This window comes from Rhodopila sp., from assembly GCF_035548095.1.
In the GTDB taxonomy this organism is placed as follows: domain Bacteria; phylum Pseudomonadota; class Alphaproteobacteria; order Acetobacterales; family Acetobacteraceae; genus Rhodopila.
In genome coordinates this window covers 49,874-62,468 of the sequence record NZ_DASZUV010000001.1, presented here as the reverse complement: position 1 = coordinate 62,468, position 12,595 = coordinate 49,874, and the positions used below count along the sequence as shown (strand labels likewise).

Genomic DNA, 12,595 nt, shown 5'->3' with positions numbered 1-12,595 from the left:
CATGGAACGCCCGCTATCGGCGAATGAGCGGATCAAGGAAAAAAGCCGGTTCCTGCGCGGCACGATCGCTGATGGCCTGACACGCGTGGATACCGGCGCCCTAGCCGACGACGATACGCAACTGACGAAATTCCATGGCTTCTACATGCAGGACGACCGCGACCTGCGCGCGGAACGCGGCCGGCAACGGATGGAGAAGGCATTCAGCTACATGGTGCGCATGCGCGTGCCGGCCGGTATCGTCTCGCCGCAGCAATGGCTTGGCATCGAGAAACTCGCGCTGGAACGCGGCAACCGCACTATTCGGCTGACGACGCGGGAGACGGTGCAGTTCCACGGCGTGCTGAAAAGCAACCTGACACCGCTGATGCGGGGATTGGCGGCGATGTCGCTCGATACGATCGCCGCTTGCGGCGACGTGAACCGCAACGTCATCGCCACCACCGATCCATCGCGCGGCGGCCTGCATGAGGCGGTGGCGACGCTGGCCCGCGACATATCGGGCCATCTGCTGCCGCGCACGCGCGCCTGGCATGAGATCTGGCTCGGCCAGGAGCGTATCGCCGGCGGCGTGATCGAGGAGGAGCCGATCCTGGGCCGCACCTATCTGCCCCGGAAATTCAAAATCGGTATTGCCATCCCACCGCGGAACGATGTTGATGTCTTCGCCCAGGACCTGGGCTTCATCGCGGTCGTCGAACGGGGCCGGATCGTCGGCTACAACGTGGCCGCCGGCGGCGGGATGGGCATGACGCATGGCGAACCGGAAACCTATCCGCGCAACGCCGACGTCATCGGCTATTGCGACGCCGATGACGTGATCGCGGTGGCGGAGGCGGTGGTGACCGTCCAGCGCGATTTCGGCGATCGCTCGAACCGCAAGCACGCGCGGCTGAAATACACCATCGACACGCTGGGGTTGGACAGGTTCGTCACGCTGGTGAACGACCGCCTGACGCACAGGCTGGGGCCGCCGCGTCCGTTCACCTTCGAATCCACCGGCGACCGCCCCGGTTGGGCCGAGGACGAAGACGGTCGTTCGCATGTCACCCTGTTCATCGAGAACGGGCGCATCCACGACCTGCCGCATCGGAAGATGATGACCGGCCTGCACCGGATCGCGGAACTGGATGTCGGGCGCTTCATCATGACACCGAACCAGAACATCATCATCGCCGATATCCCGCCGGCATCACGACCGATGGTGGAGGCGCTGCTGGCGGAGCACGGGCTGGATGATGCGCAAAGTGGCCTGCGCCGCAACGCCATGGCCTGCGTCGCCCTGCCGACCTGCGGCCTGGCCCTGGCCGAGAGCGAGCGCTACCTGCCGGCGTTGATCACGCGGCTGGAACAGGAGCTGGATCGGTTCGGCCTTGCGCAGGAAGACATCACCCTGCGCATGACCGGCTGCCCGAATGGCTGTGCCCGGCCGTATATCTCTGAAATCGGCATCGTGGGCCGCGGGCCTGGGCTATACAATCTGTATCTCGGCGGCGCGCATGAGGGCACGCGGCTGAACAAGCTGTATCGCCGCGACGTCGATGACGACGGCATCGTCGCCGCGTTGTCGCCGCTATTTGCCGCTTTCGCTGAAGCACGGAAGCGGAACGAACGCTTCGGCGACTTCGTGATCCGTACCGGCCATGTCGCGGCGACCGTTACCGGCCTCGATTTCCACGAAAACCTCGCTTCAGATCTGAGGAGCTGACCTCATGCGTGCCGTTCGTGTCCTGACTGGACTGTCCTTTGGCCCCGCCGCGCGGTCGGGCGGTCAGCCGTGGTTGCCCGGCCTGCCGCACGTTTTGGTTGCGCTGGCGATCTGGCCCGCCCTGGGCGCGGCCGCATGCGTGACAGGGTTGCTGCTGGCGACCATGGCGAGCTTCGTGGTCTTCCTGCCGCTGACGGCGCTGGCGCTGAATGGCGGCCGCCCGTTGCCGGCGGACGCGCCTCCCCCGGTGCTGCCGGTGCGGGCCCAGTTGACGCTGTTCGTGCTATGGTCGCTGGCGGTGTGGGTTGCCGCTGCCCTGGCTGCGTATACGGGAGGCTGAGAGGTCGGCGGCGCACCGGGGCGCTGCACCGTCATCGCCTGGGGGTGTCACGAAAGGCGATGGACGGCGTCCGGCTTCCGCGGGAAGCTCCGGGGCATGCGTCCCGTCACCGCCTGAGAGCCGCCCCGCATGCCGCTCGCTGTCACATTGTGTCTCAGTCCGGCTGCCGCCGTTTCTGTCAAGCGCCTGCTGCGAACCTTGGCTGATCGTCTGGGCGTGGACGACGTTCTGCGCCTGGGGTACCGGCCGCACGTGACCCTCGCCGTGTTCCCGGACGAGACGCCCATACCACCGATTGAGTCCGCATTGCGGCGGCTGGCTGCCGATGCACCGGGCTTGGCGGTGACATTGGCGGGTCTGGCGATATTTCCAGGCACACCACCGGTTCTATGGGCCGCGCCGGCACCCTCCGCCAGGTTGCTCGCATTCCACCGTCACTTGCTGGAGGCCATCCCGTTCGAGCCGCATCCGCACTATCGGGAAGACCACTGGGTGCCACATGTCACTCTGAGCAAGGAAGCCCACGTGCCGGCCGGCGCGCTGCTGGACGCGGTGGTATCCGCGTGGTCCGGTCCGATCGGCGGATATCTGGACCGGCTGGAACTGGTCCGGTTCCGGCCGGTCGGCATCCTGTTCAGCCAAAGGCTGGAGGCGTGATGGGACAGCCCGGTCTCAGGCCGGCACCATTGCGGCGGCGGCCCGCTTCACGGCCGCTTCCCGCTCCGCGCGTCGTGCCGCCATGCGGGTCCGCGCGGCCGCCACCAGGGCCGGGTCCGCGGTGTCCGGGTTGCCGGCATTGAAAGGCGGAGCGGGCGCGTATTCGATGCCGAGCTGAATGGCTTGCGCAGCGTCCGGACCCGCCAGCTCGGCTACCATGGTCAGGGCGAAGTCGATCCCCGCAGTGACGCCGCCACCGGTGAAATACTTGCCGTCGCGCACGACGCGACCCGGCGTGGGGATGGCACCGAATGGCACCAGAAGGTCGGTCCATCCCCAATGCGTCGTCGCCTTGCGGCCATGTAGCAGCCCGGCCGCGCCCAGCACCAGCGAGCCGGTGCAGATCGAACCGACATAGGTCGCCTGGTCCGCCTGCGCGCGCAGGCATGCCAGGGTCTCGGGATCTTCCATCAGCGCCAATACGCCATAGCCGCCCGGCACGCAGATCACATCCAGCCGCGGACAGTTCGCAAAGGTGACGTCCGGCACCAGGGTCAGGCCGCCATCGGCCTTGATCGGGTCCCGGGTCTTCCAGATCACCATCACCTCGGCTTCCGGCATCGAGGCGAAGACCTGCGCCGGACCGGACAGGTCCAGTTGGGTCACGCCGGGGAAGGCCAGCAGGCCGATACGGATGCGAGGCATGGGATTCTCCTTCACCATGGATGATTGCCGTGGACGGCGCCGTTGTCGCATGGCAGGATTTGGCGGAAATGCCATTTGACCCACATATTCCGCCATTCCCTCGCCGCGTCGAAGTTCTGGCTTTCCCCAGCGTGCAATTGCTGGATGTCACCGGACCGTTCCAGGTGTTCGCCACTGCGAATGATTGGGCGGAGCGGGAGGGGCGTCGGCGTCCATATGCGCCGCTGGTGATCGCCCCGGGTGGCGGCCAGACCGCCGCCTCCGCCGGGCTGGCGCTGCTGGCCGAAGGGTTGCCGACGGCCAAAGTCGGGTTGGATACCTTGATCGTGGCGGGTGGGCCCGGCGTTCACGCGCTGGCAGCCGATCCGGCAATGTGTGCCTGGGTGAGAGAGCGGTCGCGTGTCGCCGGGCGAACCGCGTCGGTCTGCACGGGTGCCTTTCTGCTCGCCGCCGCCGGGTTGTTGGATGGCCGCCGAGCCACCACGCACTGGTCGCGCTGCGCGGAACTGGCCGCCACCTTTCCGGCGGTGCGGGTCGAACCGGACCCGATCTACATCCGTGACGGTGCGGTCTGGACCTCGGCCGGCGTCACCGCCGGCATCGACATGGCGCTGGCGATGGTTGAGGCCGATCTGGGCCGACCGGCCGCCACCGCGGTCGCTCGGCAGCTGGTGGTCTTTGCCAAACGGCTGGGCGGGCAGGCCCAGTTCAGCACCGACCTGGCGCTGGCGGGCGCCGACGACAGCTTCGACGGCCTGCACGACTGGGTGCGGCAGAACCTGCGCACGCGCCTGGCGGTGCCGATGCTGGCCGCGCGGGCCGGCATGAGCGAGCGCAATTTCCTGCGCCGCTACAAGCAGGCGACCGGCCTGACTCCGGCCCGTGCGATCGAACGGATGCGTGTCGAGGCGGCACGGCAGGTGCTGGGCGCCACGACGCAGTCGCTGAAACGCATCGCCCGCGACTGCGGGTTCGGAACGGAGGAAACCATGCGCCGCGGTTTCCTGCGGGTGCTGTCCGTGCCGCCGCAGGCCTATCGGGAGCGGTTTCCGGTCTGATGCCAGCCCTGATCCGGCGTGCGTTCCGCCAGCGTATGTTCCGGATGATGTGGCGATAACGCGCGGGCCTGGCGCGCCGAAGCCGGGCATCGGTGTCATCACCTGTAACCGGAAGGGGTTGCTGGCCGAAACGCTGGACCGTGGCTGGAGCCGCGTGATGCCGTAATATATATTACGTTATCGATAAAGTAGAGCGGAATCGCGCCGTCCATCTGGAGGTTCATCAGCAGGAATCTCGTCGGCCACCCTGGCGGAGCGATGATGAAATGCGACAGTTCAGGGTTGAGATCGACGCCGCGTCGCGAATAGGCGAGGCGGCATTCGCGCTTCGGCCAATCGGATAGCGTGAACGATGGAGGTCGGCGGTCGCGAGGCGGCTGCCGGTTACGGCAGCCCCGCGCCCGGCACCGTCACGCGGACCGTCTCGATCTTTCCGTCGGTCTTGCCGGCGCGGTCAGGTCCGCTGGCCGGCGCGGTGCACAGGAACAGCGTACGGCGGTCGGCATCGCCCAACATGCAGGCGAAGGCGTTGCGGCCAGGCAACGGTATCGTCTCGGCGATCGTTCCGCCCTCCCGCACGCGCAGCACCCGGTTGCCGCGCGCGTCGGCGACCCAGATCGCGCCCTCGGCATCCAGGCAGATGCCGTCCGGGAACACGCCTTCCATCTCTGCGAAGACCGACCGACCCGATAGCGCGCCATCCCCAGCGATCGTGAATCGTGTCAGGCGGCTGCCCATCGTTTCGGCTACGATCAGTGTCTTGCCGTCCGGCGTGATGACGCTGCCGTTCGGGAAGCGCATGTCCTCGGCCACGACCGAGACGGTTCCGTCGGGATCGACCCGAGCTAGATTCGCCGCCCGCACGGCTTCACCATTGAACCGATCGTAACCAAAATTCCCCACATACGCTCGGCCTTTTTCATCGACCACCATATCGTTGCAGGGGCCGCCGGCAATCGCGGACAGGTCACCATGCACCACCAGTGCGCCGTCCTGAACCCGCATCAGCTTGCGGTCGTTCATCGAAACGACCAACATCGTGCCGTCCGGCAGCCAGCCCAGGCCGGACGGGACTTGCGGAACGGTCAACATCGTCTCCGCGTGACCGGCCAGATCCACGGCGACGACGCGGTGGTTGTAGAAGTCCGAGAACCACAGGCGATCCTGGCGCCAGCGTGGTCCCTCGGCGAATGTCAAGCCTTCCAGCAACGTCTCTGGTGCCGTCCCTGGCACTGTCCCTGGCATCGTTCCGTCTCCGTCTCAGCGTGAGCGAGGGTTGGCGGCAACCGCCAGCGGCGATGTGACATCGGCGAACGTCACATCCATCGATGTACGCACGTCGATCACCGTCGGAATGCGGGAGGTCAGGGCTTGCTCCAGCGCCGGCTTCAGCTCCCACGGGTCGGTGACCCGCACCCCGTTGCAGCCCATCGCGCGGGCGATGGCGCCGTGATCGAAGTCCTTGAAGGCCGCCGCGAACGGGCCGGAACCGTGATAGACCCAGCCCAGCGCGTTGTTGTTGAAGACAACGACGACGATCGGAATATCCTGTTCGATCGCGCTCATCAGCCCGTTCATCGTCATGGCGAAGCCGCCGTCGCCGCAGATGGCGACGCAGGGACGGGCGGGGTGCACCAGCTTGGCGCCCATCGCCGCCGGAATGGCGAAGCCCATCGGGCCGGAGCCGGCGGCTTGCAGGAAGCCGCCCGCCTTCTTCGTCTGATAGAAATGCGTCATCAGGATGCGATTCTCGCCGGCATCGCAGGTAACGATCGCGTCGGACGGAAGGGTGCGCATCAGCTCGCCGATGACCCGTTGTGGCAGCAGCGGCGATTCGTCGGAATGATAGGTGGGGCCATCGAAATAACCGTGCTCCGACCGCAGCGCGGCGACACGTTCGCTGCCGTGATGCAGCCTCCCCTCGGCGCGGTGGCCGATCGCCTCCCGCAGCTGTGCGAGCACGGTGCCAGCGTCGCCGACCAGCACATGTTCGGCCGGAAAATTCCACGATGCGTTCTTTGGTTCAATGTCGATCTGGATGAAACCCTGCCGCGTCGGGTCCAGCAGATCCCGGTTCTCCCACGCCGTGTCGGACGGACCGAGCTTGGTGCCGATCGCCAGCACAAGATCGGCGTCCATCACCGCCGCGTTCGCCGCCTTGGTGCCGAACGTGCCGAACACGCCCAGTGCCAGGGGATGAGTCTCGGCGAAGGTGCCCTTGCCGGCGGCGGTGGTGACGACGGGCGCGCCGATTGCTTCGGCCACGGCTTCCAGCGCGTCATAGGCTTGGGAAATGCGCACGCCATTGCCGGCGATGATAACCGGCCGGACGGCGGTGAGCAGGGCGCGCGTAGCCTCGGCGACGCGGGTGGCGTCGGCGGGTGGCGGTGGCGGTGGCAGGTAATAGCGGGTGGGATACAGCACCGGCTGGCTATCGGGTTCGACCGATCCGCTCAGGCTGGCCAACGAGAACAGGACGGTCACCGGCCCCATCTGCCCCGCCGTGGCGTGCTTGATGGCGAGCTGTGTCGCCTGCACCGCGGCGACAGGGGTATGTGCCTGCATCACCTGCTTGGTTACGCCGCCGAAGGCCCGCCGTGCGTCCCAGCTGCCATAGTCGCCGGTCGCCTGCTGATAGGGCGCGTGCAGGTGAAACGGCGTGGCGTCGGAGAAATCCGTCAGCAGCAGCATCGGCGAGGAGGACAGATATGCCTCCATCGTGCCGATCAGCCCATTGCCCAGCACCCACGGACCCTGGCCGATCAGCACGCCGGGCCGGCGGGTCAGCCTGCCATAGACCTCGGCCATCACGCCGGCGAGCGATTCCTCGCGCACCGTCACCATGCGCACAGAATTCTGATATTTTGCCAGGCCGGTGATGATGCGGCCGGTATGGCCACCGGAGATGCCGAAAACATATTCGATGCCGGCTTCCTGCAATACGCGGCCGATGAGGTCGCCGACCGGTTCGGCCTCGGTCAGCATTCGGTCGATCGCCATGATGGTTTCCTCCGTCTGGTTGGGCCGGAGGGTGGAGGCGCCGCCGCCGGGGCGTCAAGCTCCGTTCGGATCGCGGAGCTTCCGCCTCGTCATGGGCTTATCGCCAGATCGGGCGGCCCAGATTGATTCCCGAACCGGTGGTCACCGCGCCGCCCAGCGCACCGGCCGCGCCGCCGATCGCCGCGCCGACCAGGGGCGCCCCGCCGGTCAAGGCCGCGATCCCGGCGCCGCCCGCCGCGCCGATCAGGCCGCCCGATGCCGCCCTGTCCCCCGGCGTACGACCACAGCCAGTCAACAGCAGCAGGGCGCCCAGCAGGGCTATGGCGGGTGTCAGCGAACGCGGCATCGATACATTCTCCTTGATCATGTCAGCTTGATCGTGTCGGCGCCATCACGTCAGGCAAATCGGGCTGTTTTGGGGACGGATTGCGGCGGGAAAGGCGTGCGATCGTCACGGCCTCGTGACCTGGGCTGCGGGCGCGGGCGCAATTCCCCCATTCTATCCCGCGCGCCGCCAGCCGAATCGGTTGCCAACCGCTCGGTGGCTTGCCTTAGTGCGCGGCAGGCGATTGGCGATGGAGGGAATTGGCTGCATGCTTCCTCGATGCATCCGGCGATGGATGCTGATCCTGCCGCTGCTCGCCGCCACCGCCTGCACCGGACCCCAGATGCCTGATGCCCATGTGCCCCCCTTCGCGAAAGTTCCGTTCGAGCCGTTCTCCCGTGAGGCCGTGGTGGCCATCGCGTTGCGGGAGTGGCGGCTGTTCGGGCAGAACATGGCCGATCCGGCGAAGGACGCGATGCGCACGGTGAAGCCCGAGCGAGAGCAGGGGTTGTGGCAGCGTGTCGGCGAATACTGGTGGCTGGGCATGAATGCCGGCTCCCCTGAGAGCGACTGGACCGGCAGGCATGACGCCAAGGGCGACGTGTTTCCGCGCGACGAAGACGGCAACTATGCTTGGTCCGCCGCGTTCGTTTCATATGTGATGCGGATAGCCGGTGCCGGGAAGCGGTTCCCGTATTCGGCCGATCATGCCGACTATATCAACGCGGCACGCAGGGTCAGCCTGGGCCAGACCCAGCGCTGGCTGATTTCGGCGGAGCGGGTGCAGGATTACGCGCCGCTACCGGGCGACCTGATCTGTTTCGGTCGCGGTTCGGCGCGCGGGTTGCGCTATGAAGACCTGCCGACGCCGGCGACATTCACGTCGCATTGCGACATCGTGGTCGATACGGCGACGCCGGGGCAGATCGCGGTGATCGGCGGCAATGTCGAGGATTCCGTGACGATGACGACGGTGCCGGTGACCGCGGATGGCAGACTGGCCACGCCGGACGGCACGGTGCTGGACAAGCGCTTTCCATGGATGGCGGTGCTGCGTCTGACCGGTGGGTGACGCGTCGCGGCGGAAGCCGCGGCGGCCGCGCTTCGTTCATCCGTTGCGTGTTGTTGGTGATCGGCCGCGCCCGGTTCGGGTCCATCCTCCGTCGGGTCGGCTGTCAGGGCCCGCCTTCTGGTAGGCCGTGCTTCAGTCGGAACCCGCTGCCCTCGGAACCCGCCCCAGCCGGAACCCGCCCCAGCCGGCATCCGCTTCGGCAGTGACCGAAGCACGGGCCGGTGGTCGGTTTCCAGCCGCCGAATCAGGAAGTCCCGGTCGGCAGCATCCGGTGAAGCGACCCGCAGGTCGTCATTTCCGCCGCGACGGCCTTGTCGATGCGCGTGGCCAGCGTGTCCGAGACCAGTGTCATCGGCAGGCGCAGTTCCGGACTGTTGATCAGTCCGCACCGCCAGAGCCAGTGCTTGATCGGCGCCGGATTGGGCTCGCTGAACAGCAGCGCGGGAAGCGCCGACAGGTCCCGCCAGGCATGCGCCGCGGCATCCTGGTCGCCGGCGGACAGCATCCGCCGGATGGCGGCGAAGTCACCGGTGTGGATATGGGCCGATGCCAGGATGCCACCATCCGCGCCTTGCATGAGCGCGGAATGAAACTGCGCGTCCTCACCCGTCAGGACCGCGAAAGCCGTCGGACGCCGCGCGATGAGGTCGGCGGACTGTGCGGGATCGGCGCAGCAATCCTTGACGCCGGCGATCCTGGGATGCTCCGCGAGTTCCAGCATCGCCGGGTTCTGTAGATTGACGCCGGTGCGATAGGGGATGTTGTAGATCATGACAGGCCGCGTCGCGGCGTCGGCAAGCACGGTGAAATGGCGCACCAGCCCCTGTTGCGACGGCCGGGTATAATACGGGCAGGCAATGAGGTAGCCGTCGATCGGCCAGCGCGCTGTCCGCGTAAGCCGGTCTACGAGCCTTGCCGTATGGCTGCCGCACAACCCGAGGACGATCGGCAGCCCGCAATTGGCGCGGCTCAATTCCATTTCCGTAAGGATCACCAGCCGCTCGACCTCCTGGTCCGACAGCGTCAGGCCCTCGCCGGTGGTGGCCGCCAGGATCAGTCCGTCGATCGGCGTTCTGGCGTAGTGTCCTACCAGCCGCCGCACCGCGGGCTCGTCGAGTTGCCCGTCGCGAAACGGGGTGATGAGCGGAAGCCAGACGCCGTGGCGTGTCTGCGTTCTGAGGGTCATGTCGTTCGTCTCCGGTTGACAGGTGGAGACGTGACGATCAGGGCCCCGTCCTCACCGGCGGGGTCCAACGCGATCCAGGCTTGCGGCTGTCTAGTCGGCGCGCGGATCGTCGGCCCCCGGAAGGGGACGCTTTTTCGACGCGACGGGCGTGCGGCTGACGTGGATCACATCATGTCGATGACGTACGGGCGCCCCGGCGTCAAGCCCGGTGCGCCGCACCGCGAATGGTAGACCGATCCATGCAGCGCGGTCAGCGCAGCGCGGGAGCTGCGCCAGGTGCGCGACGCAGCGTCACGGATGGCATCGCGTCTTCGCCGGTGGTTTATCGTTGCAGCCAGGGCAGACCCTCAGCCTTCCAGCCGGCTGCGTGGCCACGATGGCCATGCGCGTCGATCGGGCCTTCGAACCCGTCGGCGACGTTGAACACGTGCGGGAAGCCGGCGGCGCGCGCTGCTTCGGCGGCGGCAAGGCTGCGCACGCCACTGCGGCAGATGAAATACAGGTGATGATCGGGCGTGAATCCGGCGCGGGCCAGGCGATCCTCGAACGCCCGGTCGCGCTGCATTGACGGATAGACCTGCCATTGGATCAGCACCGCCTGCTTGCCGGCCTCCGACAGATCGGCGACGCCGACGAAGGCCCATTCGGCTTCGGTCCGCACGTCGACCATCTGGGCGTTGGGGTTGTTGCGCAGGGCATCCCAGGTCTGCGTCGGCGGGATATTCGGGATCATCAATGGTTCTCCAATCGGGGCCGCCCGTACCATGTGCCCCGCACGACGCGCACTGTACCATGCCCGGCGCCGGAGGACAGGCCACTCGCGGGTCGCCGCCACGCGGCCGGCATTGATGTCGGCCGGGTTTGCGGCCTAATCAGGCACGTCGATCGGGGTTACATCGATAAGACATCGGGCCGAAATCCCTCGGCCATAACCGCCGCCGCCTGGCGGCATGAGGAAGCGCATGACAGCCTGTTACCATGGCAGCGGCTACCAGGCGGATCTGGCCGCCGCAATTGGTCAGACGCCGCTGATCCGGCTGCGCCGCGCGTCGGAGGCGACAGGCTGCACGATCCTGGGCAAGGCCGAGTTCATGAACCCCGGCGGGTCGGTGAAGGATCGCGCCGGCCTGGCGATCATCGCGGATGCGGAGCGCCGGGGCGTGCTGAGGCCCGGCGGCACGATCGTGGAGGGCACGGCGGGCAATACCGGCATCGGCCTGACCCTGGTCGGCAATGCGAGCGGCTACCGCAGCGTCATCGTGATGCCCGAGACGCAGAGCAAGGAGAAGATCGACTTCCTGCGCATGATCGGCGCCGATCTGCGCCTGGTGCCGGCCAAGCCGTATCGTGACCCCGGCAACTACGTGCATGTCTCCCGCCGCCTGGCCGAGGAGATGGCTGCGGAGACCGGCAACGCCATCTGGGCCAACCAGTTCGACAACCTTGCCAACCGTGAGGGCCACAGGACGACGACCGGACCGGAGATCTGGGAGCAGACCGAAGGCAAGGTGGATGCCTTCACCTGCGCCTGCGGCACCGGCGGCACGCTGGCCGGGGTTGCTCTGGCGCTGAAGGAGCGTAATCCACGGGTCCGCATCGTGCTGGCGGACCCGGAAGGCAGCGGGCTGTACGGCTGGGTCAAGACCAATGACTTGACCATCGAGGGCTCCTCGATCACGGAGGGCATCGGCCAGTCGCGCGTGCCGGGCAATCTGAACGGCGCACCCATCGACGACGCGGAGCGGATTCCCGATCCCGAGGCGCTGGAGCAGATTTACGACGTGCTGATCCATGAGGGACTGTCGGTCGGCACCTCCTCCGGCATCAACATCGCGGCGGCGATCAGGGTCGCGAAGGCGATGGGGCCCGGGCATACGGTGGCGACGATCCTGTGCGACGGCGGCAGCCGCTATCAGTCGAAGCTGTTCAACCCCGCCTTCCTGCGGGAGAAGAATCTGCCGGTCCCGCCATGGCTGGCTTGAGGCAGGCGCTCTTTCTGGCCGGGTTGTTGCTGCCCGGATGGTTGCTGCAGTCGGCACCCGCATGGGCGGTGAACCCGCCGCCCGTGCCGGCCGAGCTGGCGGGAATCTGGCGCTGGGTGGGACTGGATGCGCCCGGTAAGGCGACGCGGGTGAGCGCACCTGAACGCTACCTGCTGAGCTTCCCCGAAGCGGGACGGATCGCCCTGAAGGCCGACTGCAACCGCGCAGCCGGCGGCGCCAGCTTCGGAGAGAATGGCGCGTTGAAGGTGGGCGTCATGGCCATGACACGGGCGATGTGCCCACCGGGCTCCCTGGGCGACCAGTTCGCCGAGGACGTCTCCCTGGTGACGCACTGGTCCATCAAGGACGGAGCATTGCTGCTGGAGCTAGGAGACGGGAAAGGGACGATGCGGTTTCTGCCCCAGATGTAAACGCCGGCGGGCCCCGCCGGCCGGCTCCGCGGCTGCTTGCCTTGACCCCGGTCGCCTTTGGGAAAAGGCGTGGTCGGCATGGCATCGGCGAATCGGGGGCTGCTTCAGCCTTATCGGTCGGGAGCCAATGG

The 12,595-nt window shown here is 67.2% G+C and carries 13 protein-coding genes; 7 read left to right on the top strand and 6 right to left on the bottom strand.

The features are described 5' to 3' along the window. Window position 1: 1 nt before the first annotated feature. From VHC04_RS00265 to VHC04_RS00255, 3 genes are all read left to right on the top strand, one after another. Window positions 2-1,708, top strand: a complete 1,707-nt coding sequence (locus VHC04_RS00265) for an NADPH-dependent assimilatory sulfite reductase hemoprotein subunit (RefSeq protein ID WP_325676726.1) — start codon at window positions 2-4, stop codon at window positions 1,706-1,708. 4 nt (window positions 1,709-1,712) lie between these two features. Continuing rightward, window positions 1,713-2,048: a hypothetical protein gene (locus tag VHC04_RS00260; RefSeq protein WP_325676724.1), complete on the top strand. Its 336-nt coding sequence runs from the start codon at window positions 1,713-1,715 to the stop codon at window positions 2,046-2,048. A 129-nt stretch (window positions 2,049-2,177) separates the two neighbouring features. Then, the gene (locus tag VHC04_RS00255; RefSeq protein WP_325676722.1) at window positions 2,178-2,705 is read left to right on the top strand and encodes a 2'-5' RNA ligase family protein; all 528 of its coding nucleotides are present in this window, start codon (window positions 2,178-2,180) and stop codon (window positions 2,703-2,705) included. A 15-nt stretch (window positions 2,706-2,720) separates the two neighbouring features. On the opposite strand, the gene VHC04_RS00250 is transcribed toward VHC04_RS00255, so the two are convergent. Further along, entirely contained in the window at window positions 2,721-3,410 is a 690-nt protein-coding gene (locus tag VHC04_RS00250; protein WP_325676720.1) for a DJ-1/PfpI family protein, read from the bottom strand. Window positions 3,411-3,478: 68 nt separating this feature from the next. On the opposite strand from VHC04_RS00250, the gene VHC04_RS00245 reads away from it, so the two are divergent. Beyond that, window positions 3,479-4,468: a GlxA family transcriptional regulator gene (locus VHC04_RS00245; protein WP_325676718.1), complete on the top strand. Its 990-nt coding sequence runs from the start codon at window positions 3,479-3,481 to the stop codon at window positions 4,466-4,468. Window positions 4,469-4,852: 384 nt separating this feature from the next. Here VHC04_RS00245 and VHC04_RS00240 read toward each other — a convergent pair whose 3' ends face one another. The 3 genes from VHC04_RS00240 to VHC04_RS00230 all read right to left on the bottom strand — a co-directional run bounded on the left by VHC04_RS00240 (window position 4,853) and on the right by VHC04_RS00230 (window position 7,814). Then, on the bottom strand, window positions 4,853-5,713 hold the full coding sequence (locus tag VHC04_RS00240; protein WP_325676716.1) for an SMP-30/gluconolactonase/LRE family protein: 861 nt from the start codon (window positions 5,711-5,713) through the stop codon (window positions 4,853-4,855). 15 nt (window positions 5,714-5,728) lie between these two features. Further along, window positions 5,729-7,468 carry a thiamine pyrophosphate-binding protein gene (locus VHC04_RS00235; RefSeq protein WP_325676714.1) on the bottom strand — a complete coding sequence of 580 codons (1,740 nt, stop codon included), beginning with the start codon at window positions 7,466-7,468 and terminating at the stop codon, window positions 5,729-5,731. 97 nt (window positions 7,469-7,565) lie between these two features. Beyond that, window positions 7,566-7,814: a hypothetical protein gene (locus tag VHC04_RS00230; RefSeq protein WP_325676712.1), complete on the bottom strand. Its 249-nt coding sequence runs from the start codon at window positions 7,812-7,814 to the stop codon at window positions 7,566-7,568. 247 nt (window positions 7,815-8,061) lie between these two features. On the opposite strand from VHC04_RS00230, the gene VHC04_RS00225 reads away from it, so the two are divergent. Next, complete coding sequence (locus VHC04_RS00225) at window positions 8,062-8,865, top strand: DUF2272 domain-containing protein (RefSeq protein WP_325676710.1); 804 nt, start codon at window positions 8,062-8,064, stop codon at window positions 8,863-8,865. Between the two features lie 244 nt (window positions 8,866-9,109). On the opposite strand, the gene dapA is transcribed toward VHC04_RS00225, so the two are convergent. Then, the gene (gene dapA, locus VHC04_RS00220) at window positions 9,110-10,051 is read right to left on the bottom strand and encodes a 4-hydroxy-tetrahydrodipicolinate synthase (RefSeq protein ID WP_325676708.1); all 942 of its coding nucleotides are present in this window, start codon (window positions 10,049-10,051) and stop codon (window positions 9,110-9,112) included. 322 nt (window positions 10,052-10,373) lie between these two features. After that, window positions 10,374-10,784: a rhodanese-like domain-containing protein gene (locus tag VHC04_RS00215; RefSeq protein WP_325676706.1), complete on the bottom strand. Its 411-nt coding sequence runs from the start codon at window positions 10,782-10,784 to the stop codon at window positions 10,374-10,376. A 229-nt stretch (window positions 10,785-11,013) separates the two neighbouring features. Here VHC04_RS00215 and VHC04_RS00210 point away from each other — a divergent pair, with 229 nt between their 5' ends. Both VHC04_RS00210 and VHC04_RS00205 read left to right on the top strand, forming a co-directional pair. Then, the gene (locus VHC04_RS00210; RefSeq protein WP_325676704.1) at window positions 11,014-12,033 is read left to right on the top strand and encodes a cysteine synthase A; all 1,020 of its coding nucleotides are present in this window, start codon (window positions 11,014-11,016) and stop codon (window positions 12,031-12,033) included. Next, window positions 12,021-12,464: an META domain-containing protein gene (locus tag VHC04_RS00205; protein ID WP_325676702.1), complete on the top strand. Its 444-nt coding sequence runs from the start codon at window positions 12,021-12,023 to the stop codon at window positions 12,462-12,464. Before VHC04_RS00210 ends, VHC04_RS00205 begins: the two co-directional genes overlap by 13 nt. Window positions 12,465-12,595 lie beyond the last annotated feature (131 nt).

Excerpts from the sequence above, each read along its gene's own strand:
- VHC04_RS00210 (WP_325676704.1), top strand. The coding sequence starts at position 11,014 with ATGACAGCCTGTTACCATGGCAGCGGCTACCAGGCGGATCTGGCCGCC.
- VHC04_RS00240 (WP_325676716.1), bottom strand. The coding sequence starts at position 5,713 with ATGCCAGGGACAGTGCCAGGGACGGCACCAGAGACGTTGCTGGAAGGC.
- VHC04_RS00215 (WP_325676706.1), bottom strand. The coding sequence starts at position 10,784 with ATGATCCCGAATATCCCGCCGACGCAGACCTGGGATGCCCTGCGCAAC.
- VHC04_RS00265 (WP_325676726.1), top strand. The coding sequence starts at position 2 with ATGGAACGCCCGCTATCGGCGAATGAGCGGATCAAGGAAAAAAGCCGG.
- VHC04_RS00260 (WP_325676724.1), top strand. The coding sequence starts at position 1,713 with ATGCGTGCCGTTCGTGTCCTGACTGGACTGTCCTTTGGCCCCGCCGCG.
- VHC04_RS00255 (WP_325676722.1), top strand. The coding sequence starts at position 2,178 with ATGCCGCTCGCTGTCACATTGTGTCTCAGTCCGGCTGCCGCCGTTTCT.
- VHC04_RS00205 (WP_325676702.1), top strand. The coding sequence starts at position 12,021 with ATGGCTGGCTTGAGGCAGGCGCTCTTTCTGGCCGGGTTGTTGCTGCCC.
- VHC04_RS00245 (WP_325676718.1), top strand. The coding sequence starts at position 3,479 with ATGCCATTTGACCCACATATTCCGCCATTCCCTCGCCGCGTCGAAGTT.
- VHC04_RS00230 (WP_325676712.1), bottom strand. The coding sequence starts at position 7,814 with ATGCCGCGTTCGCTGACACCCGCCATAGCCCTGCTGGGCGCCCTGCTG.
- VHC04_RS00225 (WP_325676710.1), top strand. The coding sequence starts at position 8,062 with ATGCTTCCTCGATGCATCCGGCGATGGATGCTGATCCTGCCGCTGCTC.
- VHC04_RS00235 (WP_325676714.1), bottom strand. The coding sequence starts at position 7,468 with ATGGCGATCGACCGAATGCTGACCGAGGCCGAACCGGTCGGCGACCTC.
- dapA (WP_325676708.1), bottom strand. The coding sequence starts at position 10,051 with ATGACCCTCAGAACGCAGACACGCCACGGCGTCTGGCTTCCGCTCATC.
- VHC04_RS00250 (WP_325676720.1), bottom strand. The coding sequence starts at position 3,410 with ATGCCTCGCATCCGTATCGGCCTGCTGGCCTTCCCCGGCGTGACCCAA.